This is a genomic window from Flagellatimonas centrodinii, from assembly GCF_016918765.2.
Classification (GTDB): domain Bacteria; phylum Pseudomonadota; class Gammaproteobacteria; order Nevskiales; family Nevskiaceae; genus Polycyclovorans; species Polycyclovorans centrodinii.
Genome location: NZ_CP092104.1, coordinates 3104250 through 3128372, shown reverse-complemented (window position 1 = coordinate 3128372; position 24123 = coordinate 3104250). Strand labels below are relative to the sequence as shown.

Below are 24123 nucleotides of genomic sequence, written 5' to 3'. Positions count from 1 at the left end.
TGGAGCCCTGACATGGCCAAAATTATCGGTATCGACCTCGGAACCACCAACAGCTGCGTGGCGATCATGGATGGCGGCAGCGCCAAGGTGATTGAAAACGCCGAAGGCGAGCGCACCACGCCCTCCATCGTCGCTTACACCGACGACGGCCAGACCATTGTTGGTCGGCCCGCCAAACGCCAAGCGGTGACCAATCCGCACAACACCCTGTTCGCCGTGAAGCGCCTGATCGGCCGGCGCTTCGACGACAACGTGGTGCAGAAGGACATCGGCATGGTGCCCTACAAGATCATCAAGAACGAAAATGGTGACGCCTGGGTCGAGGCCAAGGGCAAGCGGATGGCCCCGCCGCAGGTCAGTGCCGAAGTGCTGATGAAGATGAAGAAGACCGCCGAGGACTATCTCGGTGAAGCGGTCACCGAGGCGGTGATCACGGTGCCGGCCTACTTCAATGACAGCCAGCGTCAGGCCACCAAGGATGCCGGCCGCATCGCCGGGCTGGAAGTGAAGCGCATCATCAATGAGCCCACCGCTGCGGCGCTGGCCTTTGGTATGGACAAGGTCAAGGGTGATCGCAAGATCGCGGTGTATGACCTCGGCGGGGGCACGTTCGATGTGTCGATCATCGAAATTGCCGAAGTTGACGGCGAACACCAGTTCGAAGTGCTGGCGACCAATGGGGACACCTTCCTCGGTGGCGAAGACTTCGACATGCGCGTCATCGATTACATCGCCACCGAGTTCCAGAAGGAGCAGGGCGTCGACCTGAAGAAGGATCCCCTGGCGCTGCAGCGCCTGAAGGAGGCCGCCGAAAAGGCAAAGATCGAGTTGTCGAGTACTACCCAGACCGAAATCAACCTGCCATACATCACGGCCGATGCCTCCGGTCCGAAGCATCTCAACCTGAAGCTGACCCGCGCCAAGCTGGAATCGTTGGTGGACGAGCTGGTGAGCCGCACCATCGAACCTTGCAAGATTGCATTGAAGGATGCGGGTCTGCAGGCCTCCGATATCCAGGAAATCATCCTGGTCGGTGGCCAGAGCCGCATGCCCAAGGTGCAGGAAACGGTTAAAAGCTTCTTCGGCCGTGAACCCCGCAAGGACGTCAACCCCGACGAGGCGGTGGCCGTGGGCGCTGCCATCCAGGGCGCGGTGCTGGCGGGTGATGTGAAGGATGTGCTGCTGCTCGACGTGACGCCGCTGTCGCTGGGGATCGAAACCCTTGGCGGCAAGATGACCAAGCTGATCGAGAAGAACACCACCATTCCGACCAAGAAGTCCGAGACCTTTACCACCGCGGATGACAACCAGACCGCTGTGACCATTCAGGTCTATCAGGGTGAGCGCGAGATCGCGTCGGCCAACAAGTCACTGGGACGTTTCGATCTGGCCGATATTCCGCCGGCGCCCCGCGGCATGCCGCAGGTGGAAGTCACGTTTGATATCGACGCCAACGGTATTCTCAACGTATCGGCTCGCGACAAGGCGACCGGCAAGTCGCAATCGATCATCATCAAGGCCAACTCCGGCTTGTCGGATGACGAGATCGAGAAGATGGTCAAGGACGCCGAGACGCATGCCGAGGAAGACCGCAAGTTCAACGAGTTGATCACGGCCCGCAACCAGGGTGATCAGATGATCCACGCCGTTGAAAAGTCGCTGAAGGATCTTGAGGCAGAGGTCCAGGGTGATGAGAAGGAGAAGATCGAGGCGGCGATCAGCGACCTGCGCGAGGCCCTCAAGGGCAACGACAAGGATGCGATTGAAGCCAAGACCCAGGCGCTCACCGAGACCAGCGCCAAGCTGGCCGAACGGGCCTATGCCAAGGCTGGCGGTGGCGCCGAAGGTCAGCCGGGCGCTGCGCCCGAGGCCGGTGGTGACGGTGACGTCGTTGATGCCGAGTTCACCGAGGTCAAGGATCAGGACAAGTCCTGATTGTCTCCAGCGTCACGAAAGGCGTGAGGCAGTTGGCCTCACGCCTTTTGCCGTTTCACGTCCGACCCGTCCCTGCCTGAACGCTGCCCCATGAAACGCGACTACTACGAAGTGCTCGGCGTCAGCCGGGATGCTGCCGACGATGCCCTCAAGAAGGCGTATCGGCGGTTGGCGATGAAGCATCATCCCGATCGCAACCCCGGCGATGCCACGGCTGAAGAGACCTTCAAGGAGGCCAACGAGGCCTATGAGGTGCTCAGTGATGCCGACAAGCGGGCGATCTACGACAAGTATGGCCATGAGGGCCTGGCCCGTGGTGGTGCCGGCGGGGGCGGCTTTGGTGGTGGCGCCGGCTTCTCCGACATCTTCGGTGACGTGTTCTCCGACATCTTCGGCGCCGCCGGCGGCCGTGGCGGCCCACGTCGCGGCAGCGACTTGCGCTATTTGATGGAACTGAGCCTCGAACAGGCCGCCTTCGGGACCGAAGAGACCATCCGTATCCCCAGTTGGCATGACTGCGACAGCTGCCATGGACATGGCACCGCTGATGGCAAGAAGCCGGGCACCTGCTCAACCTGCCGTGGCAACGGCAAGGTGCGGGTACAGCAGGGGTTCTTCGTCATGCAGCAGACCTGTCCGCACTGCCGTGGTCGGGGCACCCAGGTCAGCGACCCCTGTCGGAGCTGTCGCGGTGCCGGAAAGGTGCAGAAAGAAAAGACGCTCGAGGTCAAGGTGCCGGCCGGTGTGGATACCGGTGACCGCATTCGCTTGACCGGGGAGGGCGAGCCGGGCGACACCGCCGGGATGCCCGGAGATTTGTACGTCCAGATCAATGTCAAGCCGCACCCGTTCTTCGAGCGGGAGGGCAATGACCTCTATAGCAGTGTTCCGGTGAGCATGGTCACGGCGGCGCTGGGCGGCGAACTCCAGGTGCCGACGCTGACCGGGCGTGCCACATTGAAGATTCCCGAGGGCACCCAGACCGGCAAGACCTTCCGCCTGCGCGGCATGGGGGTGAAGTCGGTCCGAGGTGCCGGGCAGGGCGACCTGCTCTGCAATGTGCGGGTGGAAACCCCGGTGCGCTTGAGCAAGCGGCAGCGGGAGTTGCTAGCGCAGCTCGGCGCCACCCTCGACGATGATGGCGCCCGTCACAGCCCGGAGACCACCACCTGGCTGGACAAGGCAAAGCGCTTCTTCGAGGAGCACCTGAAGCCCTGAGGTGCGGCGCCTCAGTCGCCGAGGGCCTTGAACAGGGCCAGGTATTCCTGTGTCACCCGGTGTCGCGGATCCTCCCAGATCAGCGGTCGATGATGCTCGTGGGATTCCTTCACCTTGACCGAACTCGACAGCGTCTGGCCTAGCACCGGGTGGCCTTCTGCACGCAGTTCTTCCACCAGTCGTTGCGGCAGTTTCGAGCGTGATTGAAACTGGTTGACCACGATGCCCTCGACCATCAGGTCCTCGTTGTGGTCGGCACGCAGCTCATGCAGGTTCTCCAGCAGGGTGTACAGCGCCTGTCGGGCGAATTCGTCGCAGTCGAAAGGAATCAACACCCGATCGGCGGCGATCAGGGCCGAACGGCTGAAGAAATTGAGGGCGGGCGGGGTGTCGATGAACACCGCGTCGTAGCCCTTGAGTTTGCGCAGCGCATCGCGCAGCTTGTAGATCTTCTGCTTGGCTTCCAGCTTGACGACCAGTTCATCGAGCCGCGGGCTGGCGGCGATGACGTCGAGATTGTCGTGACCGGTCTCACTGGCAAAGCTGGCGAACGGGGGAGCCGCCAGCGAGAACGACAATGCACTGTCGAAGAAGTCCGCCACGGTCTTGTCCGGCGGCGCTGCATTGGGCCCCATCAGGTACTGGCTGGCATTGCCCTGGGTATCCAGGTCGATCACCAGCGTGCGCAGGCCGCGGCTGGCAGCAATGGCAGCGAGGTTGCAAACGATGGTCGTCTTGCCGACACCACCTTTCTGATTGAATACGACACGTTTGATCACGGAAACCGTCCTGAAAGCGGGGATACATCCTGGACGCAAAGTGTAGGCCATCGGCCGGCTACAATGCGCCGCCCGAGCCGGGCGGACGATGGCGATAGCCCCATGTTGAAGCACAACCAATATTTCGACGGCGCGGTTCAGAGCGTCGGCTTCGAACGGAATGGCCGAAAGGCGACCGTCGGCGTCATCGCCGCCGGGGCGTATCATTTTGGCACTGCGGCTGCCGAGCGGATGACCGTAATCAGCGGCTGTTTGCGAGTACGGCCCGATGGCGGTGATTGGGGTGTTTTCGCGCAGGGCACAGCGTTCGAGATCCCGGGCGACAGCGGCTTTGATGTCGAGGCCGTCGGTGGCGCCGCCGCCTATCTCTGCGAGTTTCTGTAGCGCAGGGGAACATGCATCCGCAAGTGGGCGCCAACGCGGCTTGGGATGACCTGACAGTCTCCATGGTGCAACCGAGCGATCGCCCGAACCACGCTCAGCCCCAGGCCGAAGCCCGCCGACTGACGCGCCGCATCGTGGCGGAACAGGCGGTCGAAAACACGGATTTCGTCGCCGGCCGGAATGCCGGGCCCCTGATCCTCGACATCGAGCTGCAGACGGTCGCCGTGGCGCGCAAGACGCACGCTCACGTCGCGGTCCGGCGGGCTGAACTTGATCGCGTTGTCGAGCAGGTTGGCGACCGCCTGAAACAACAGATGGCGGTCACCGGTGATCGGAGTGTCGGCGTTGGCTGAGGCATACCGGAGCCGGATGCCGCGCTCAGTCGCTGCCGCCTCGTAGAGCGACAGCGCGTCGCTTACGACGGTCGCCATGCTGACCCCGGTGAACCGTGCCCGCAAGACCCCAGATTCCACCGTGGCCAATTGCAGCAGCGCCTTGAAGGTGCCGAGCACCTGATCAAGCTGTGCAATCTGATCCTGCAGCCACTCCTTGCGTTTGGGGTCGGGAGGTGGGCTGGTGATCGCTTCTTCCAGTGCACCACGCAGTCGTGCCAGCGGAGAGCGCAGGTCGTGGGCAATGGCATCGGTGGCACTGCGCGTTGCGCTGATCAATTCATTGATGCGGTCGAGCATCTGGTTGAGGGTCTCGCCAAGCTGGTCGAGCTCATCACCGCTGCCGGTGCTGGGGATCCGGTGGTCGAGATCGCCGGCCATGATGCGCTGGGCACTTTGGTCGATGATGGCCACCTGTCGTGCGGCGGCCCGGTTGACCAGATAGCTGCCGACAAATGCCAGCAGGGTCGCGACCAGCAGGCTCCATCCGGCGGCCCGTTCCACCTCGTGAGACAGGGCATCTTCTTCGACCGTATCGAAGCCCACCAGCAGACGTTCGCCGCCGGGGAGGCGGGTCCCGGTGATCAGCCAGGGCGTGCTGCCTTCCGCCGCCTCTGATTTGGCGACTTCCACCGGCTCACGCGAGGTCCCGAGATCGGGCGGCCAGGTCGGATAGGGTCCGGCGAGCTGGCGGCCATCGACATCCTCGAGGCGATAGGTTCGTCGGTGCCATTCGGTCTCGAAATTCTCGCGATCCCGGATCAGGCCGATCACGCCCTCCAGACCATCAATGTGGTAATCGGCGACGAGAATTGCCAGTTCGGCCTGCAGGCTCTCGGACAGGTGATAGCGCATGTAGCGGTGGGTGAGCACCACCACCAGCACGATGACGGCGAGTGCAGACAGGCCGAAGACCACGGCATTGAGCAAGGTCAGGCGGGTGGTGGCGCCAAGTTTCCGCCAGTGGCGGGTCATTCCTGTTCCCGCATGCAGTATCCGGCACCGCGGACGGTGTGAATCAGCGGACGGTTGCCGGCTGGGTCGATTTTGGCGCGCAGCCGCGAGATGTGGACGTCTATGACGTTGGTCTGGGGGTCGAAGTGATAGTCCCAAACACCCTCCAGCAGCATCGTTCGGGTGACGACCTGTCCGGCGTGCAGCAACAGGTACTCGAGTAGCCGGTACTCCTGAGGCTTGAGATCGAGCAGGCGGCCGTCGCGGCGTACCGAACGTGCCAGGCGGTCCATTTCGAGATCGGCCAAGCGTAGCGTCGTGCTTTCTGCCACATCGCCACTACGGCGGGTGATGGCATCGATGCGGGCCAACAGTTCGGCAAAGACGAACGGCTTCACGACATAGTCATCGCCCCCGGCCTTGAGGCCCCTGATCCGATCGTCGACCTGGCCGAGCGCAGACAGGATCAGGACCGGGGTACGCTGGCCGGCTGCGCGCAGGGCGGTGATGACCGCGAGGCCATCCATTTGCGGCAGCATGCGGTCGACGATGATCAGGTCATAGGGTTCCGATACTGCCAGGAACAGACCATCACGACCGTTGGCGGCATGGTCGACACGGTGTCCGGCCTCACGCAGCCCCTTCAGCAGAAAGCGGGCTTGCTCGGCGTCGTCCTCGATGGTCAGCAGGCGCAAGGTGGTTTCGACCCCGGATGGATGTGAAGAACGAATCTCAGCGGATGACATGGTAATCGGCACACTGTTGGTCGAGATAGGTCTCGGCGGCGCTGCCCTGCAACATCGCCAGCGTCGACAGGGCGCCGGCCTGGCTGCAGGTGGCAGCGGCGACCGTGACCGTATGCGGCGCGCCCGGGACTGGCCAGCCGGTGCGGGCGTCCAGTACGTGGCCATAGCGAATACCGTTGCTGACAATGCAGCGGTGTGCGTCACCACTGGTCGCGATTCCGCCCTTGGTCAGCCGGATCAACGGGGTACCGGGAGCGGGCTGCCCGTCATTTCCGATGCCGACACGCCAGGCGCGGCCATCAGTACGCGGTTGGTTGGCAGCGAGATCACCGCCGAAATTGACCAGCACGGCCGCTGGGGCCTCGGCTTGCAGCAGTGCGAGCGTACGATCGACCGCGTACTCCTTGCCGATGCCCCCCAGGTCGATTTCCATGCCAGCGGGCAGCCGCAGGGTCGGCGCTCGCCAGAGCGCACGGTGCCAGCCGACCAAGTCCATCAACCCAGCCACATCGGCCGGCTTCGGCAGCGGGCTCCTACCGTCAAAGCGCCAGACCCGGCGGAGTACCCCCGCCGTCAGGTCGAAACGCCCCTGGCTTTCTTGGTGCAGCAGGGCACCAAAGTCGAGCAGCCGAGCCGTTTCATCATCGACGTCGACGGCGACACCGTTCGCGGTATTGATCCGGTGCACCACATTGCCCTCGCGATAGCGGCTCCAGGTGTGCTCTACCCGTTGCGCCTCGCCCCAGGCAATGGCGGCAAAGTGCGCCGCCTGCGGTTCCGACACGTGCTCGATCCAGACCTCGCAGGGAGATGCCATGGCGGAGAAACGGATGCAGACCGCATCCCCTTCCGGGGTCGCCTGCACGGCCCACGGCTTCACCCCCACCGCACTACCATCGGAAGCGGTAGCCGGCCGTCAGCATCACCGCGTCCAGCGTCGGATCGAGATCGCGGCCGGCCAGGGCAGTGGCGGCCTGCGAGGGCACGCCGTCCGTACTGCCCTGTTGGGTGTAGCCTTCGAGCCGCAGGTTCCATTCGTTACCGCTCTTCAGGGTCTGACCATACTTGAGACCAAGGGTAACCGCATCGAACTGCCCCAGTCTTGGATCTGCGCTTGCGAATTCCAGCTGATTCTCTTCGCCATCGAACAATGCGATTCGATAGAAGTCGGCTGCGCTCTGGCGGTAGTAGCGGACATGCGGTTCGAGATAGCGCGCCGCCGAGAAATTCCACCGGTATGTCATATCCAGGGTTTGGGAACCGATTCCCCAGTCATCCGTGAGCAGGCGAAACGAGATATCGAGGACATCACGGTCGAAGACAAATCGTTTGTACTGGGCGAACAGCGCGTGCTTCACCCGTGTCTCCGGGCGCCCCTCATAGGCGTATCGAAGCGGGTCACCATTGCCGTCGACCACCGAAATGATCTTGTATGGGTCGTTCAGATAGCCATCTGACTGACTGAGCGAATAGCTGATCTGCATGAGGCTCTGGGGTGACAGGATCTGCGTCACACTGACCAGCAGATCGACGATCTGCTTGTCTTCGCTGGCCTCTGCGCGCCCGGTCGGCTGTCCGGGCGCCGGCATGATCGACAGCGGCACCGGTGCGCCGCCCACCGCATCAATGGTGTCGCTGGCCAGGTTGGCGCCCACGCTGACCGTGGTATTGCGTTGATTGAAGTCGCGTGAGACCACCGCTCCTGCCGCCAGCGACAGGTAGTCGTATTCATTCGACGCTGACAGTGACGTTGTGAGGGTCTGCTTCCCCACCGGCAGGGTGAAACTGCCGTCGAGTGCGATACGCGTGTCCTGGAACGTGTCGTCGAGCGGTAGTTCGCCCGGAGCCGTGGTGTATTGGCCGGTCCCTGAGGGACGTGAAAACGTCTGCGGAGTGTCGGCCGCGATGGCGCCGTTGGGGGATGCGCCCGCCAGTACATCGACGGTGGCGCCAACCGAGAAGCTCCGGTCATTGGCCAGCGTCTTGGTCGCCCGCAGCTTGGGCTCGACAGCCGATACGCGACCGTCCAGTTCGCTGTAGATCAGGGTTGCGGTATCGAACACCCAACCGCGGTCTTCTGCCTGTGCCGTGCTGGTGCCGCCGAGCAGCGTGAGCGCTGCAGCCCCCAGCGCATTGGTCTTCTTCAGTTGCATCCGCAGCCTCCGCCACCGAAGCCGCGCCCACCGCTCGAGGCCTCCTTGCTGAAATACGTATGGTCTTCGAATGCCGCCTGTGTCGGATCGGACACCAGTTGCATGTCCGGGCGGGCCAATGTTCCCCGTTGCCAGGGTTGCACGGGCGCGCAAGCCGTCACCATCAGGGCAATCGACATCAGAAGGGGAGGGGTGAGCAAGCGGTTCATGGGCGGAGGGCCTCGAGGATGGCGTTTTCGTATTCGGCGGTGTCGGCGCTGCGGAAGCCGCTGTGTTGCCAGATCAGGCGGCCCTCGGCATCGAGAATCACCGCGCTGGGCATGCCCTGCAGCTGGAAGTGGCTGGCCAGCGCACCGGAAGGGTCGAACAGCAGGGTGAAGTCAGCCGGGTGTCGGGTCAGAAAGCGGTCGGCATCCTGACGATGCTCGTCGACGTTGACGCCAACGAACCGGATACGATCGCCATGACGCGCATGCATGCGGTTCAGCCATGGAAAGGATTGGGCGCAGGGCACGCACCATGACGCCCAGAAGTCGATGTAGACCGGGCGACCTTCGAATGGACGCAGGACATCGGTCGCGGGGGATGCCGAGGCCGATGCTGACAGCCATAGCAGGAGGGGGAGGAAACCGATTCGCAGGCGCCGCATGTGTCAGGCTCGGTGGGGGAGGCCTGCAGTGTCCGCGAGTTGCCCTGACCGTCAGGTGAGGGGATTGTGAACGCTGGTTAATGCGGTTCGCGGGGTCCCATGAAGGGCAGCATCCGGCTCAGTGCGTTGTCTCGCACCAGAAAGTGATGCAACAGCCCAGCGCTTGCGTGGAGGCCGATCAGCCAGTAGCCGACGACGCCCGCCGTCTCGTGGATCGATTCAACCCATTCCGCCAGCGCCGGGTCGGCCGAGACCAGGGGCGGCAGCGACAGGCCGAAGAAGGGGATGGTCTTTCCCTCCGCACTCAGAATGAGCCAGCCGCCGACCGGCATGCCGATCATCAGGGCGTAGAGGGCGAGATGCATCGTCGATGCCAGCCGGCGCTGCCAGCGCCCCGGAGTTGGGGTGATCGGGGGCGCCGGGTAGATCCAACGGGCAACCAACCGCACCCAGACCAGTACGAAAACGCTCAGCCCCAGCATGAAATGCCAAGTCTTGATCAATTCACGGGGCTCGCTGCCGCGCGGGAAGATTTCGCGCAACTCGATACAGGCGTAAACCGCCACCAACAGCATCAGCATCAGCCAGTGCAAGGCGATCGACAGCGTGGCGTAGCGGGGTGTAGCAACGGAATGGTTCATGGGCATGTCAAAAAGGTGAAGTATGCGGTGTTGATCCGCCCGATCAGTCCGGACCGCGATCGGTCGATGTCGGCGGGGGTAAGGAGCCGGGCTCCAGCGCGGTTTCGTTATCCTGACGCAGGCCCCGACGGATTTGTGTCCCGACCAGCCGGTTGACCGCGGAGATGCTCTCGTAAACCACCTCGCTGGTGCTGTCGTGAACGGTCTGCGCGACGCGGGCTGACTTGCGCGTCGCCTGAATCCGCGACAGAAGACCGAAGGGAATGCGCGCGATGCCTTTGTGGATCGCCCTTACCGCAGCGTTCGTCTGTTCAACGGCATGTTCGGCCCGCCGCTGCATCTCGGCGAGGCGCTGTTGCTGTTCCACCCGCAGTTCAGCATCCCCGGCTCGCACCGCCAGACGTCGGGCCCGGCGTGCCCATTGGCGGCAGCGTCGATCAAGGCGCCACACGGCCAGGCCACCCAGCCCAGCGAGGCTCAGCAGCACGGCAGTGCTAGCGACCACGGACAAGCGTCACCTCCGCCTGAACGCCCTGGGCGGCCAGTTGCTCGCGCACCCGCTCGGTGGCTTGCCGGTAGACCTCCTGGCGCAGCATTGCCGGGGCCAGGGAGCCGAAAGGACCGGCCAGACGGGATTCGCGCATGGCGAGCTCGAACGGGTTGAGGATCTCGATGGCAATCAATGTCGGCCGCTCCGGCGCCAACAGGGCCTCAATGTCCGGTCCTTCCAGCACGCGGGCGCTGGCCAGCGTGGCCAACTCCGCCTCCAGTCGGCTCATCAGTCGCGACAATGCCCAGAAACGCCAGCCCAGAAGGCCGGCTACTCCGATCAGGGCGATCAACAGTGCCCACATGAATGTACTCTCCGACGGCAACCCCGGTATCCTGCCGGGCAGGGATTTCACGACCGCAGGAGGCACTGCGGATCGCGACGTTATCTGACAGTTTCTCGCAGATGCTTGAGGCAAGCTAGCGCCCGTTCTCGCGTGTTCGCATGAACGGGCACCCGTTGCCACCACCGATGAAGGTTCCACATGTTTGAGGTTCAACGTGGGTCCGCCCAGCGCGGCGCCATCCGGCCCCTATTGCTGGTCGCCCTGATGCTGCTGTCACCTCTGTCGCGGGCCGATGTCAGCCCGACGGCCGCCGACTTGCTGAGCTACTACACGGACGCGTTGCGGACCAACCCGGTTGCCCGCAGTGCCGAGGCCCTGTCGCAGGTGGCGGATCGGGGAGTCGAGCGGGCCCGCGGCAAGCTGTTGCCGCAGCTGTCCGGCTTCGCCGAGGGCGCGTACGTCGATGAATCGATCAGCGGAGACTACTTCGGCATCGTCGATGTGGACCGCGATGACCAGTATGAGCGCTACCTGTATGGCGCCAGTCTCAGTCAGGCACTGTTGCAGCCCGCGTTGTGGGCCGAGCTCGGCCAGGCCGAACTGCGTCAGCAGCAGAGCCAACTGGCAACACGCGGCCAGCGCGCCACCCTGCTGTTGAACGTGGCGGAAGCCTATTTCGGCGCGCTGGCCTCGCAGGAGGCCGTCGGGCTGGTCAACGCGCGACTGGAGGCCGTGCGTCAGCAGCGGGATCAGGTGGTGAGTCAGGCGGATGCCGGGTTGACCACCGACGCCGAACGCCAGTTCGCCGAAGCCGCCGTTAAGCTGGCGATGGCGCGTCGGACTGAAGTGGAGTCCGATGCCCGCATTGCCACCCGGCGACTGCACGCGGTGGCAGGGCGACACGACGCCCGCGTCCTTGGCCTGTCCCCGACATTCAACATGCTGCTACCGCGGCCCACGGATGAATACGCCTGGGTGGAGCGCGCGCGCACCAACAACCTGGAGGTGTTGCAGCAGACGCTGGCGGTACAGATTGCGACGCTCGACCACAAGAAAGCGGTCCGCAGCCGCTGGCCGACGGTGGACCTGGTCGGTACGGCCTATCAGATCGACGCTGGCGGGGGGCTTGCCGGAGAGCGCGACGAACGCGAGGCCCGCGTTGGTCTGCGTGCCGCCGTGCCGATCTATTCGGGCGGCCAGGTCACCGCAGGGATCGAGCAGGCCCTGTTGCAGCAGCAGCGTGCCGAGGCGGCGCTGGAGCAAGCCCAGACCGATGCCATGTTCGAGGCCCGTCGAGCGTATCTGCAGATGGTGTCGGCGCAGCAGCAGGTCGGCGCCTTGCAGGATGCTGTTGATGCTGCACGGTTGGCCGAGTCCGGTACCCGCGCCGGTTTCGAGGCCGGCACCCGGACCAGTGCCGACGTCTTCAATGCACTGGAGCAGCGATTCGCTGCGGAGGTGCGGTATCAGTCGCTCCGCTATGAACTGCTGCTGCAGTCATTACGGCTGAAGCAAGCCGCAGGCACCCTTGCTGGCGCCGATGCGGTCAGCCTCAACCGCCTGCTCGCGGGCGCCGTGACGCTGACCCCCTGATGGCGCATCGCCGGGAACGGGCTGCCGGGGCATGACTGAACACCTGCCATACCTGCGTCTTGTCGATGCCGCCGGGGCGTGCGCTGATACCGCTGAGCGGCTGCTGACGCCGGCCGGGGGGCATGTGCCGCTGGACGATGAGGCCCGCGCCGTTGCCCGTGCGCTTGATGGCCGTCGCTCCCCTGAGGAACGCCACCGATGGATCGCTGCGGCGTCCGGGGTGACGGTCGATCCCGCACGACAGCGCGAGATTGAGGCTTGGCTTGGCCAGCACGGGCTGTTGCAGTCCGGTCGCTTGGAACCGGTGCCGGTCCCGCGGAACCACCTGGGCTCGTCTCCGGCACACCGCTTGGCGCGGGCGGCGCGGCGCAACCGCAGTGATGTCATTGTGCCGTCAACCGTGCCGGGCTCGCTGGCGCAGCCGGCGATGGTCGGCGGTCTTCACCGGTTTTACGTCGGTGCCGAGCGCGCCGGCTCGCTGGACCGGCCGCTGGCCGACGCGCCGTTCATTGCGCTCGGGCGCCTCTTTGCGTGGCCGTTGTTCGGAGCGGCCGCCGGCTTGGTGGGCGGCTTGTTGCTGGTGACGCTGCTGAGTGCGGTCTGGGCGCACCACCTGGACTGGTGGTTGGCCGGTCGCGCGCACGTCCAGGGCGGCGGCTTGTGGTGGTCGATTCCACTGTCAGTCGTGTTGGTCAACTTGGTGTCGCAAGCGAGCTGCGCGGCAGCCGTGTTCCGCTTCACCGGTGCGCGCCCACGTATCGGTCTGGCCTGGGGCAAGCCGCCGGTTCCGGTGCTGCGGGTGGATACCCACGGTATTCCTGAATTGAGCCGCCGGGGAGTCCGATTGCGGATCGTGGCGGCGCCGGTGACCGGCAGCCTGACGCTGCTCGGCATCACGGCCCTGCTTTGGTTGATGATCTACCGTCAGGGTTCGCCGCTGGCCGAAAGCCTGCCCGCGCTGATGACGCTGACCGTGGCCTCGGTACTGGTGCGTGCCAACCCGCTGGCGCGGTATGACGGGCACGCTTTCCTCGCGCACTGGCTGGGCGTTCCCGACCTCAAGCAGCAATCGTTTTTTGCCATGTTGGGGGTGGGGCGCCCATGGCAGCAACAGTTGACGCCGCTGTCGTTGTCGCGGCTGCGTCTCTATTACATCGCCACGTTCCTGTTCGGGGCGTTGGTGTTGTTGTTGATCGCCCGCTATTCAGCGCCGGCGCTCATCGAGGTCACGGGTGGCCTCGGGTTTCTCGCAATCATTGCGGTTATAGGGGTAGTCATGTTCAAGCAATTGGGGCGGCCTCCCATGCCGCGCGACGGTCTGGGCTGGGATTCGGGATGGGCACGGTTGAAGGCGTGGCGGCCGACCCGCCGGCAATGGATGCTGTACGGCGGCATCCTGTTGTTATGCCTGTTTCCGTATCGATACGAGCCCAGCGGTGACCTGGAGGTCCTGCCGCAGGCGCGTGCCGACGTCCGGGCATTGGTCCCGGGGGACATCCGCGAAGTGCTGGTGGCCGAGGGAGAGGTGGTTGCCGCCGGACAGCCGCTGGTACGGATTGCCGACGCCGAACAACGTGCCAAGGTCGCCGCCAGCGAGGCCAATCTGGCGCAGCTGCAGTCCGATCTGACCTTGCTGGAAAAGGGTGCGCGAGAGGAAGAGATCGAGGTGGCCCGCAGCCGCGTCGCCACCCTGACCAAGCGCAATGAATTCTCCCGCAGCAGTGCCGAGCGGTTGGGGCGGGCGCATCGCCAGGGCGGTGTCAGCGTTGAGGATTACGACCGTGCCCGCGGCACCGCCGAAGTGGACGCCCAGCTGTTGGCCGAGGCGCAGCGTGCCCTCGAGCTGCTGACCAGCCCGGCGCGAGAAGAGAACATCAAGGCGACCCAGGCGCAGATCGCCCGCGAGCAGGCGCTGTTGGCCTTTCATCGAGAGCAGTTGTCACAGACCGAGCTGACCGCCCCGATTGCCGGGCGCGTGATTTCGGCCGATCTGCAGTTCGCCGTCGGTCGTTATCTCGAGCGCGGCGAAGTCCTGGCGGTGATCGAGGACGCCGGTGTGCGCCAGGCCGAGATCAAACTGCCGGAAGCCGCCATGGGTGAAATCGAGGTCGGGCGTCCGGCCACGGCCAAGGTCTGGGCCTACCCGGGCACCGAGTTCGAGGGCGAGGTGATGGCGATCGCGCCCGCGGCGGAGGCCTCCCGTTACGGCAAGGTGGTGCGGGTCCAGATCTCGCTGCAGGATGATGAGGATCGGCTGAAATCCGGGATGACCGGGGTCGGCAAGGCGGCCGGTGACCGCCATATCGCCCTGGTGGTCTACACCCGGGCGCTGTGGCGTTTCCTGTTCGTCGAAGTGTGGTCGTGGCTGCCGTAATCAACCCGCCAGCAGTGGGCGCCGGGCTGGTCGAGGCGGACTTCCGTCTCACCGGTGCCAATGGCTTTGGCGACGGTCAAAACCACTATGCCCACAGCATGGCGGTGTTCGAGGGTCGCGTGTATGTGGGGACCACGCGGGCGATCATCCCGGCGCACAAATGGAACCAGATGCGCCCGGACATACGGCCCTGGCCGGTCGACAGCCCCGACTTCATCTATGACATCCCGCGACAGGCCGAAATCTGGTGCTTTGACCCGGCGGTCGATCAGTGGGTACGGGTCTATCAGGCACCGCTGGTGCCGGCCAACAACGGGCGGATGCAGGTGCCGCGGTATATCGGCTACCGCGGCATCGGTGTTTTTCAGGGCGCCAGCGATCACAAACCCTGTCTTTACGTATCGACGTGGGCCCCCCAGCTGACGGATCCGCCCGATATCCTGCGGAGCGAAGATGGACGCCATTTTGCGCCCGCCGCACGGCCGCCGTTCAGCCCGGCGGTGCGGTCGTTTCGCACGCTGCAGGTGTTCCAGGGGCGGGTTCATACGACGCCGACCAGCTCCTCCCAGGGCGCACGCAAGATCTCCGACAGTATCGGCTCGGACTCAACCATCTACGCCACCGACGATATTCAGAGTGCCGACTGGCAGGCGGCCAACGAAGAGGGGTTTGGCAACAAGGCCAATGCCACCATCTTCGAGATGGAGGAATTCAACGGTCACCTCTACGCGGCCACGGTGAACCCGAAAACGGGCTTCGAGCTGTGGAAGACACCGGGCGGAACGCTTCCATATCGATGGACCCGCGTTCTTCATCGAGGTGCCGGCCGTGGCATCTTCAATGAAGTGGGGGTTTCGCTCTGCGTGTTTCGCGGCGCACTGTATGTCGGTACGGGCGTTCTCAACGGTGGCTTCCACCGTGCCACCGGCATCGGTCCTGCGGCGGCGGAGCTGTTGCGGGTCTGGCCGGATGACCGCTGGGAACTTGTGATGGGCGAGAGTCGGGTGACCGAGGATGGCCTGCGCTATCCGCTCTCCGGCTATGGCCCCGGGTTCGAGAAGCTGTTCAATGGGTATGTCTGGCGCATGGTGGTACATGACGGCGTGCTCTATGCCGGTACCTTCAGTTGGGGCCAGAACCTCGCCTACCTGCCGCTGCATACCTGGCCACCGGATGTCATGGCGCTGCTCGACCAATGGGGTCGCGACTGGCTGACGGTGAATCGTGGCGGCTCCGAAGTGTGGCGCAGCGCGGATGGCGAGCACTGGCAGCCGGTGACCCGCAACGCATTCGGCAATCGCTTCAACTGGGGCATCCGCAACTTCGCCTCGACTCCGCATGGCCTGTTCGTGGCCACGGCCAATCCCTATGGCCCCACGATCGCGCAACAGCAGGTCGAAGGCGACTGGGACTACATCGAGAACCCCCGCGGTGGCTGCGAGATCTGGCTGGGGCGCACCGGGGGTTGGGCGTGAGCGGTGGTCCGATCCTGGTTTTTGGTGCCCCCTTCTGTGGCACCTCGCTGCTGGCGCAGATGCTCGGTTCGCATCCTGATCTTGCCGCGATGCCGGAGCTGCGCCTGGGTCTGGCCGATGAGGTTGACGAGCTGCTGGAAATCTTTGCCATCAGCCAGGCGCCGATTGGCGACGGCCTGCGCCGCGCGGTGGCCGAGCACCTGACCGGGGGTCAGCATGCGCGGGGCATCGCCGCGGCAGACGCCTGGTTGGAGGCGCAGCGTGGTCGTACTACCGCAGCACTGTTGACCGACCTGGCCGCCGCCGTGGCTCCCCGCCGGCTGGTCATTCCCGACAGCGAGGCCGCGCTGCGGCCACACGAACTGTTGCGCTGGCAACGGCTGGCACCGACCGCAACATTGGTGCATACGCTGCGACATCCGCAGCTGCACGGGCGGGTCTGGAGCCGCTGGTTGTCGTCACAATTGTTCGTGCCAGCCGACTATCGCGACCATTCGGTGTCGCCGGCGCCGGCAGTGGTGGAACCGCAGATTCCCTGGCTCCGCTGCAATCGCAATCTGGAGCGGTGGTGGGCGCTTCAACCCCATGTGCGGCTGCGGATGGAAACACTGGAGGCGGCGCCGCAGGCGACGCTGGCGGCACTGGTGATGGCGGTCGGCGCCGCGGCCGTGCCCGCGGCGGTACTGGAGACAATGCTGGAGGCCGGCGCCAGTCCTTTTGCCGGACTCGGGCCGTCGGATGCCCCCCGGGGTCTCGAAATGGAAGTGCTCGACCCGGTTCTCGAGGGTCTCCAGCTGCCGCCCGTGCCGCCGACCCTGGATGAAGCGGTGTCATGGCGTGCCGATGGCCGTGGCCTGGATCCGACGGTATCGGCCGACGCCCGCGCCTACGGCTATGCGCCTGACACTGCGGCGTCACCAGACCGGGCCACACTGAAGCCCTGAGAACGATACTGCGGACGTCGAGGAGGCGTCACTGTCATGCTGAATTCCCGTGAATTGACGCCCGGTCTGCTGCGGCGGATGGGGTGGATACTCTGGGCGCTGGGACTGGCCGCGTGTGGCGGCGAGGATGCGGGCTTGGCAGCACCCGGACCGGGGACACCGCCAGCGGGGGGTGGCGGGACCACCGATGTGGCCGCCCTGGCGCGGGCATACCTTGATGTGGTGCAACTCGATCCAGGGTTCGACGAGTGCTGGTCCGGCGCGCCGGAGGCGGCCGGAAGATGCCTTCGGGGCCCGCGCAGCGGCAGTGTATTGGGCGATGCCGTGCATCGCTGGATCCGCACCGAGTGGTCGGCGATACCGGAAATCCAGCATCTCCAGGCGCAGCGGTTCGCCTTCCCGCACTACCGGGTACAGTCGATGGGCCTGCGCGCCGACCTCGGGAGTGGTCCGATCGCGGTCTCCAGCTTCCCCTGGTTCGGGCAAGGCATCACCGGCCCAGCCGGGGTAACCGCGCCGTTGGCGCGCGTCGGGCTCCCGCTGCTGCCGGCGCCCGATGTCAACGGCAAGATCGCCTTGCTGCGGTTCACGCGCCAGTTCAATGCCGATGCGGCGGCGACCCACGAAACGCTGCGCGCGGCCGAAGCCGCGGGAGCGGTGGCGGCGGTGGCCACGTTTGATGCGCCCGGCAATCTCATCGCCGCCCACAACCACGACATCCGCAATCCGCTGGGCAGTCTGCCGACGCTGATCGTCGGCAAGCAGGATTTCAACCGTTTGGCAGCAGCTGCCGGGTCCACCGCGACGCTGACGCTGAACGCGACACCGGTCGATGGCCGAGTGGACAACAGCATCGCCATCCTGCCGGGACGCGATCCCCGCATGCTGGTGATCGGCACCCCCATGAACACCTGGCTGACCGGTGGCGGTGAGCGGGCGCCGGGGGCCGCCATCCTGGTGACGCTGGCGCAGCAGCTGGCAGCCCGCGTGCGCCAGTCGGGTCCCTTGCCCTATACCGTCGTGCTGATCGCCACCGGTGGCCACGAAGTCTATGGCTATGGGCTTGAGCGATCACTCGGGTGTCTGGATGCAGACGCGGTACTGGCCTACGTCCACTTGGGTGCCGGACTGGTCAGTCAAGCGCATGTCGAGCTACTCGGCGACACGGTGCCGCGACCGGGCCTGACCCAGACCCAGACCCGGGCCATGGTGATGTCCGAGAACCCGGTATTGGAGGCGTTGGTCGACGACGCCTTTGGCGGTGCCGGGCTGGGCCCGTTCTTCCGCTTCGAAGCCGGTCGCGCGGCACCGGGCGAGGCGGAGATCGCCTATAACCTGGGCATTCCCATGGTCAGCCTGACCGGGGCCAACCCCTACCATCACACCATCGAAGACGACGCCGCCCAGATCGTGTTTGAAGCGCTGCCAGCGATGGCGGCGGCCTATCAGCGGCTGGTCGACGGCTTGCTGGAGATGCCATTTGCCGCGCTGGAGGCCGCCAATGCCGAGGCCGACGCCTCGCGGGGGGACAACCCTGGCTATTCCTGTGCCGGGCCGATTGCCGGTATCCCGCCCGCGCTTCAGCGGGCGCCGTAACCGCCGTCCACGGCCAGCAGGTGGCCGTGGATGAAGCTGGCGCCCTCAGAGCACAGCCACAGCACCGACTGTGCGACCTCTTCGGCGCGCCCGGCGCGTGCTACCGGATGCCGCGATCCCAGGTCGACGCCGAGCTCGGTTGCCCGACTGATGGCGCGCAGGCCGATCCCGGCCGAGATCAGCGCCGGGCACACGGCGTTGATGCGGATGCCCTTGGCGGCATAATCGAGCGCGGCGGTCTTGGTCAGCCCCGCGATGCCGTGTTTGCTGGCCGTGTAGGCCGCGCTGGGGCCGCCGTTGAGTGCGTAGATCGACGCGTTGTTGACGATGCAGCCGCCACCGCTATCGAGCATCCAGCGAATCTCGTGACGCATGCACCGCCAGGTACCGGTGAGATTGACCGACTGGCAGGGCTGCCAATCGTCTTCGGTCATCTCCGCCAACGGAATATGCCGGCCCGGCAGGCCGGCATTGTTGAAGGCGGCGTCCAGTCGGACCAGGCGTTCACGTGCTTGTGCGAAAGCCCGCTCAAGCGCTTCCGGGTCGGTGACGTCGGCAGCAAAGGTGGCGCAGTCGGCGCCCTCTGCGGTCAGCGTGGCCGCCAGCGCCGACAGCGCGTTGACGTCGCGGTCAAACAGCGCCAGCCGGTATCCGGACCGCGCAAACGCCTGGGCGGTTACGCTGCCGATACCACCGCAGGCGCCGGTGATCAACGCCACCGGCGTTTGGTTCTGCTGCATCCGGGTTCCTCGTTTCCCCTCGGCTCCTCGCCGCCGTACGCGCGCCGACCGGCGGCAGCGCACAGCACCCGGGAGAGGTCATGTTCTGGGTCTTGTGGTTGTGCCGCGGCTGCCACTGGGCAGCCGCGGTGCTCGTCCCTGAACAGCCTCGTTTCTACCTGAACACCCCGTCAGGGTCAACGAAAGAAATGGCCCCATCCGGCAGGGCGGACGGCGACGGACTCAGTGCTGCTTGAAAAACGCCCAGATCCCTTCGCTGGCACTGAATGCCTGGGTGTTGGCGCCGAGCATCTTCGGCCAGATGGTCTTGCCGCCCGGCCACTGGTGGCCGACCTTTTCGAGCCCACACCACTCGACCGGGTCACGGTCGCAGCCGCTGCGGCGCCAGCAGGTCAGTTGGCCGCGCTGTTGCACCACTTCGACCTTATCGCCACAGCCATTGCGCTTCGCCAGATTGTCGACGATGGCGCTGATCGACGGCCGATAGGTGTCCTCGACCGTACCGCCATCCCAGGGAATGCGCTTGTCGAGCTTGCCCTGGATCAGCAGTACGGGCACCGCCTTCCGGGTGTCGCATTTGTCGAGCATGATGCCCCCCGAGACCGGCGCGATGGCGCGAAACAGCCCCGGCGCCTCGCAGGCAATTCGGTGGGTCAGCATGGCGCCGTTGGAAAAGCCGGTGCCGTAGACGCGACCGCTGTCGACCGGATAGTCGCGGGCGATCTGCGCCACCATTTCACGAATGAAGGCAACGTCGTCGACCCCTTTTTCCTGCGGCTTGCCACAGCAACGGCCGGCATTCCAGGCTCGGCTGACACCGTCGGGGTAGGCCACCAGAAAGCCTTCACGATCGGCGATGGCGTCGAAGCGGCTCTGCTCAGCCATGATTTCGCCGGTGCCGAGCCCACCGTGCAAGGCCACCACCAGCGGGCGCTTGGAGTCACCGCCGGCGCTGGCCGGTCGGTAGACCCGGTAGCTGCGGGACAATCCGCCGCTCTTGATCGTGTGTTCGTGCATGCCCTGTCCAGAAGCATTTGCAGGTGCGGGGGCCTGACAGGCCAGGGTCAGGCCGGTCAGGGCCAGAAGCAGGAATCGTTTCATGATGGAACCTCCGCCATTTGCAGGGGATTGAGAAAGTCGCTCAAAGTGTCGGCGACCTGAGCCGGATGGCTCAACGGAAAGAAGTGCGCGGCGCCCAGCACCGCTTCAAAGCGGGCATCGGGCCACAGTCGTGCCAGCCCCTCTCCCGATTTCCAGCACCGACTCTCGTCGGCGTACATCAACAGGCGCGGCATCGACAGCGCGCTGATCACCGGCATCGATGCCCCAGGCTGATTCAGACCATCGCGAGCGTCGGTGGTTTCAAGCACCTGCAACCATTGGCGTGCGGCCTTCTGGGCGCCACGCCCCTCGCCGAATGGGGTGACCGCATCACGTGCACCGAGCACGGTGCCGGCCACGCAGTGGCGCGCGGCCATTTCGAGGAATCGCAATCCGACCTGGGGTTCGCGGTTCCAATCGACGCCGTCGACGTCACCTCGATCATTGATGGCGGCTTCGAAGGGGGTCAGGGCCTCCGCCTCATGCAACCACATCTGCGGCTGGAACAGGAGGCTGCGGGCATCCAGCAACCCCAGCGCAGTGAACCGCTGCGGTGCTGCCGCGGCTGCCTCCAACGCGGCCGAACCGCCATAGCTGTGTCCGATGACCGCCGCCCGGTCGATCGCCAGGGTGTCCATCAAGCCGAGAATGTCGGCCCCCAGCTGACGGACATTGAAGCCCTCCGTCGGGCAATCGCTGTATCCATGGCCACGCAGGTCGAACAGGGTGACGCGGAAGTGCGCAGACAGCTGCATGGCGTGGCCGAACCAGAAAGCCCGATTGGTCGCCAGACCATGGACCAACACCACATCGGGGCCTTCGCCAATCTGCTGCCAGGCCAGCTTGGCCCCGTTGACCATGGCGAAGCCCATGGCGGTCAGCGTGCGGCGAGAAAGGGCTGGAGAAACGCCGCAATCTGTCCGATGCTGAGGTCGTCAACGTAGCGACCGTCCTTCATCAGCAGCTTGTCGAACGGCGTGCGAAAGAGCTTGAAGTCCTCTTCGATGGCGACGGTGAGCTGGATGATGTCGACCGATTCGAAGCCGAGGTCGGCCAGCAGGCGGGTGTCGGCACTCATGCCGGCGTCGCCGTCGTGGTCCCAATCCTGGGTGAAATCTTCGAGCAGCGTGATCAGCTTCTGGGTAATGTCTTCAGGCGTTGCCATGAGCGTGTCTATTGGAATCGGCGGTCAGAATAACGGTTGTGGCAGCGGCGTGACCGAATACTGGTCCTGTCGTCGTTGAACCCGGAAGGTCGGGGGGACGAGCAGTGGCAGCGCACCCTCGGCCAGCTTGCCTTCGAAAAACGCCAAGGTCGGCTCGACCTGGGTGAAGTCGACCTCTCGTTTGAACGGCGCGAGGTCGTAGCGCCACCACTGCAACGCCAGCATCCGCTCGATGATGGTGTCGGTAAACCGCATGCGGATCACGCGCGCAGGGCTGCCGACGGCAATCGCATAGGGCGGCACATCTCGCGTCACCACGCTGCCAGCGCCGATGCAGGCGCCGTCACCAATGCGCACGCCGCGTTTGACGAAGCTGCAGGCACCGACGTAGGCCTCGTGGCCGATCCAGGTGTCGTTGGGCACCGTGTCGACGTAGGAGGGGCCGTCATCGGCCTCCGGCGCCAGGCGACGGAAATCCTCGAACTCATACATCTTCGGCAGATAGCGCGGCCGGGTGAAGGCAAACGGATGCGAACTGAACCCGTCCATCGGGTGCTCCGGCGGCCCCAGAATGCTCGACTCGCCGATCTGCGCATAGCGACCGAAATGCACCCGATACGCCGCGGTGTGCCCCCCCGAGTTGAAGAAGGTGAAGGCCCCCAGGGTGCAGTCCTTGAGATGGTGGGTGAAGGTCCAGGCCGGGCGCTCGAAATCAAGTCGCCCGACCGGGCCGCCGACGCCAGCAGCCATCAGGCCGCAGTCCAACAGGTTCTGCGGCGGAGGTGTCTCGACCATGCCGTCCGTTATTCCATGTAGCCCAGCATCTGCAACTGCTCGATCATCTGCTGGCGTTCGTTGGCATCCATTTCCTCGGTCGGCTCGCGTTTGGCGGTGGCACGCGTCTTGGCGCCCGCCTTGACCGGATGCTCCGCAAACCACTCGGGGGTGAAGAAGGTGGTCGGCACCTCGCCTTCGAGGTCCGACGGGATGCTCAGCCCCAGGCTATGCAGCAGTGTCGGGCAGACGTCGACGATCTTGCGCAGGCCGACATCGCCAGCGGCCGGAACGCCGGCGCCAAAGGCCAGGAAAATGCCATCGGGGTGATGGGTGCCGGCCGGGTGGGGACGCGCCACCACCGACGGTTTGAAGTTGCGAATGGAGACGAAGCCATGGTCGCGCAGCACCAGCGTCAGGTCACAGGCCTGCTTCATGTGCGGTCCCGGGAACCACTCTTCGCGCTTGAGCACCGTGGTGATGATCTGTTCGCCCGTAGCGGGGTCCTTGAGCGAGTAGAGGTCTTCGATCAGCTTGTCGCGGAAGCGCTCGTACTCGGCAGGCGCGATGCCCGGGTCACCGGGATTCTCGGAAACGCGGATGTGGATGCCGTTGGATGACGGCGTCCGGCAATAGGCGGTGGTTTTCGACCAGTCGAGGTTGGCGAAATCGCTGGCTTCGCGGCGCAGTGCCTGCTCGGAGCCATCACTCTCGGCCCAGGTGAGATAGCCCAGTTCCTCGAGAAAGCTGTTGATTCGCAGGACTTCGTGGCTGGCGGTAAAGCCATGGTCGGAGGCGAAGAACACCTGCGCTTCGGGGCCGGCGAGGGTGACCAGCCGCTCGATGTAGCGGTCCAGATTGCGGAAGTACTCCAGGCAGACATCGCGCATGGCCTTGTCGTGGCCCTGCGGGTTCTTTGGCAGCAGGGCCGGATCGAGGTACTGCCATGCCTGGTGCTGGATCTTGTCAGTGCCGTCGAACATCACCGCCATCAGGTCGGGGCGATCATGTTCCAGCACGTACTCGGCCACCTTGAACCACTGCTCCTCACGGGGCAGGTGATAGCGGACCCAGTTGGCGGTGTCTTCAGGGGAAAGCACTTCCAGCGCCTGCTTTTCGTTGTCGAAGTCCCAGGCCAGCTCTTTCGGATTGAAATCGGGCAGGTTCTGCTTCAGGCGCTCGAACAGCTCGCGCGGGTGCGTGTTGCGTCGCAGATGCTTGGCCGGGATGAAGCCCGGCACGATGCAGCCGTTGACATCCGGCGGCGGTGCCGTCAGCGGAAAATTGAGTGCAGCAATGGTTTTCTTCTTGCGGCTGGCGATCGACCAGATCATTTCGGAATCGACGTCGCGCGCGTCATACAAGGTCCAGAACACCTCACCACCCTTGTCTTCGGCACGAATGAAATCGAACACCCCATGATGCCCCGGGCCCTTGCCGGTCATGATCGAGGTCCAGGCCGGCGGTGTCAGCGGGTTTGGGGTGGAGCGCAGGCGCGCGCGCACGCCGCCCTCGAGCACCTTCTTCATGAAGGGCATGGTGATGCCTTCACCTGGCAGGTCTTTCACCAGTTCGTCGAGTACGGTGAAGGTGCAGCCGTCGAGGCCGATGAAAAGCGTGGAGGTCATGAGTCGTGGGTCCGTACGTCAAAAAATGAATGCGAAGAGATCAAGA

24 protein-coding genes are annotated in these 24123 nt (G+C 64.9%); 8 read left to right on the top strand and 16 right to left on the bottom strand.

Translation table 11 applies throughout. The features are described 5' to 3' along the window. Window positions 1–12: 12 nt before the first annotated feature. Entirely contained in the window at window positions 13–1935 is a 1923-nt protein-coding gene (dnaK, locus tag JN531_RS15065) for a molecular chaperone DnaK (RefSeq protein ID WP_228349671.1), read from the top strand. A 90-nt stretch (window positions 1936–2025) separates the two neighbouring features. Continuing rightward, the gene (gene dnaJ / locus JN531_RS15060) at window positions 2026–3153 is read left to right on the top strand and encodes a molecular chaperone DnaJ (RefSeq protein WP_228349670.1); all 1128 of its coding nucleotides are present in this window, start codon (window positions 2026–2028) and stop codon (window positions 3151–3153) included. A gap of 11 nt (window positions 3154–3164) precedes the next feature. On the opposite strand, the gene JN531_RS15055 is transcribed toward dnaJ, so the two are convergent. After that, a complete protein-coding gene (locus tag JN531_RS15055) occupies window positions 3165–3929 on the bottom strand; it encodes a ParA family protein (protein ID WP_366522445.1) in 765 nt (254 codons plus the stop codon). A gap of 105 nt (window positions 3930–4034) precedes the next feature. Here JN531_RS15055 and ppnP point away from each other — a divergent pair, with 105 nt between their 5' ends. Next, window positions 4035–4316: a pyrimidine/purine nucleoside phosphorylase gene (gene ppnP / locus JN531_RS15050; protein WP_228349668.1), complete on the top strand. Its 282-nt coding sequence runs from the start codon at window positions 4035–4037 to the stop codon at window positions 4314–4316. Here ppnP and JN531_RS15045 read toward each other — a convergent pair. The 9 genes from JN531_RS15045 to JN531_RS15005 form a co-directional block, all read right to left on the bottom strand. Continuing rightward, complete coding sequence (locus JN531_RS15045; RefSeq protein ID WP_228349667.1) at window positions 4295–5683, bottom strand: sensor histidine kinase; 1389 nt, start codon at window positions 5681–5683, stop codon at window positions 4295–4297. The two genes, ppnP and JN531_RS15045, sit on opposite strands and share 22 nt — an antisense overlap. Next, window positions 5680–6357, bottom strand: a complete 678-nt coding sequence (locus JN531_RS15040; protein WP_228349666.1) for a winged helix-turn-helix domain-containing protein — start codon at window positions 6355–6357, stop codon at window positions 5680–5682. The genes JN531_RS15045 and JN531_RS15040 overlap by 4 nt, the downstream gene beginning before the upstream one ends. A 37-nt stretch (window positions 6358–6394) precedes the next feature. Continuing rightward, window positions 6395–7288, bottom strand: coding sequence for an FAD:protein FMN transferase (locus tag JN531_RS15035; RefSeq protein ID WP_228349665.1), 894 nt, complete (start codon window positions 7286–7288; stop codon window positions 6395–6397). A 10-nt stretch (window positions 7289–7298) separates the two neighbouring features. Then, window positions 7299–8561, bottom strand: coding sequence for a DUF3570 domain-containing protein (locus JN531_RS15030; protein ID WP_228349664.1), 1263 nt, complete (start codon window positions 8559–8561; stop codon window positions 7299–7301). Further along, window positions 8552–8770, bottom strand: a complete 219-nt coding sequence (locus tag JN531_RS15025) for a DUF4266 domain-containing protein (protein WP_228349663.1) — start codon at window positions 8768–8770, stop codon at window positions 8552–8554. Before JN531_RS15025 ends, JN531_RS15030 begins: the two co-directional genes overlap by 10 nt. Then, a complete protein-coding gene (locus JN531_RS15020; RefSeq protein WP_228349662.1) occupies window positions 8767–9210 on the bottom strand; it encodes a TlpA family protein disulfide reductase in 444 nt (147 codons plus the stop codon). The genes JN531_RS15025 and JN531_RS15020 overlap by 4 nt, the downstream gene beginning before the upstream one ends. Before the next feature lie 77 nt (window positions 9211–9287). Next, window positions 9288–9851, bottom strand: coding sequence for a cytochrome b (locus JN531_RS15015; protein ID WP_228349661.1), 564 nt, complete (start codon window positions 9849–9851; stop codon window positions 9288–9290). A 43-nt stretch (window positions 9852–9894) separates the two neighbouring features. Next, window positions 9895–10362, bottom strand: a complete 468-nt coding sequence (locus JN531_RS15010; protein WP_228349660.1) for a hypothetical protein — start codon at window positions 10360–10362, stop codon at window positions 9895–9897. Continuing rightward, complete coding sequence (locus tag JN531_RS15005) at window positions 10346–10705, bottom strand: hypothetical protein (protein WP_228349659.1); 360 nt, start codon at window positions 10703–10705, stop codon at window positions 10346–10348. The genes JN531_RS15010 and JN531_RS15005 overlap by 17 nt, the downstream gene beginning before the upstream one ends. A gap of 180 nt (window positions 10706–10885) precedes the next feature. Between JN531_RS15005 and JN531_RS15000 the strand changes: the two genes are divergently transcribed. The 5 genes from JN531_RS15000 to JN531_RS14980 are packed head-to-tail and all read left to right on the top strand — an operon-like array spanning window position 10886 to window position 18669. Next, window positions 10886–12280 carry a TolC family protein gene (locus tag JN531_RS15000; protein ID WP_228349658.1) on the top strand — a complete coding sequence of 465 codons (1395 nt, stop codon included), beginning with the start codon at window positions 10886–10888 and terminating at the stop codon, window positions 12278–12280. A gap of 31 nt (window positions 12281–12311) precedes the next feature. After that, entirely contained in the window at window positions 12312–14654 is a 2343-nt protein-coding gene (locus JN531_RS14995) for an HlyD family secretion protein (RefSeq protein WP_228349657.1), read from the top strand. Then, window positions 14642–16129 carry a hypothetical protein gene (locus JN531_RS14990; RefSeq protein WP_228349656.1) on the top strand — a complete coding sequence of 496 codons (1488 nt, stop codon included), beginning with the start codon at window positions 14642–14644 and terminating at the stop codon, window positions 16127–16129. The genes JN531_RS14995 and JN531_RS14990 overlap by 13 nt, the downstream gene beginning before the upstream one ends. Beyond that, entirely contained in the window at window positions 16126–17073 is a 948-nt protein-coding gene (locus JN531_RS14985) for a sulfotransferase (protein WP_228349655.1), read from the top strand. Before JN531_RS14990 ends, JN531_RS14985 begins: the two co-directional genes overlap by 4 nt. A 36-nt stretch (window positions 17074–17109) precedes the next feature. Then, entirely contained in the window at window positions 17110–18669 is a 1560-nt protein-coding gene (locus JN531_RS14980; protein ID WP_228349654.1) for a zinc-binding metallopeptidase family protein, read from the top strand. On the opposite strand, the gene JN531_RS14975 is transcribed toward JN531_RS14980, so the two are convergent. From JN531_RS14975 to JN531_RS14950, 6 genes are all read right to left on the bottom strand, one after another. Continuing rightward, window positions 18654–19409: an SDR family NAD(P)-dependent oxidoreductase gene (locus JN531_RS14975; RefSeq protein ID WP_228349653.1), complete on the bottom strand. Its 756-nt coding sequence runs from the start codon at window positions 19407–19409 to the stop codon at window positions 18654–18656. The genes JN531_RS14980 and JN531_RS14975 overlap by 16 nt on opposite strands. 222 nt (window positions 19410–19631) lie before the next feature. Further along, window positions 19632–20510 carry an extracellular catalytic domain type 1 short-chain-length polyhydroxyalkanoate depolymerase gene (locus JN531_RS14970; RefSeq protein WP_228349652.1) on the bottom strand — a complete coding sequence of 293 codons (879 nt, stop codon included), beginning with the start codon at window positions 20508–20510 and terminating at the stop codon, window positions 19632–19634. Then, window positions 20507–21382: an alpha/beta fold hydrolase gene (locus tag JN531_RS14965; RefSeq protein ID WP_228349651.1), complete on the bottom strand. Its 876-nt coding sequence runs from the start codon at window positions 21380–21382 to the stop codon at window positions 20507–20509. The genes JN531_RS14970 and JN531_RS14965 overlap by 4 nt, the downstream gene beginning before the upstream one ends. Before the next feature lie 5 nt (window positions 21383–21387). Then, a complete protein-coding gene (locus JN531_RS14960; protein ID WP_228349650.1) occupies window positions 21388–21675 on the bottom strand; it encodes a phosphopantetheine-binding protein in 288 nt (95 codons plus the stop codon). A gap of 24 nt (window positions 21676–21699) precedes the next feature. Continuing rightward, window positions 21700–22470 (bottom strand): CatB-related O-acetyltransferase, encoded by a 771-nt coding sequence (locus JN531_RS17360; RefSeq protein ID WP_275591462.1) that lies wholly within the window; start codon window positions 22468–22470, stop codon window positions 21700–21702. An 8-nt stretch (window positions 22471–22478) separates the two neighbouring features. Then, window positions 22479–24077: an alkaline phosphatase family protein gene (locus tag JN531_RS14950; protein ID WP_228349649.1), complete on the bottom strand. Its 1599-nt coding sequence runs from the start codon at window positions 24075–24077 to the stop codon at window positions 22479–22481. Window positions 24078–24123 lie beyond the last annotated feature (46 nt).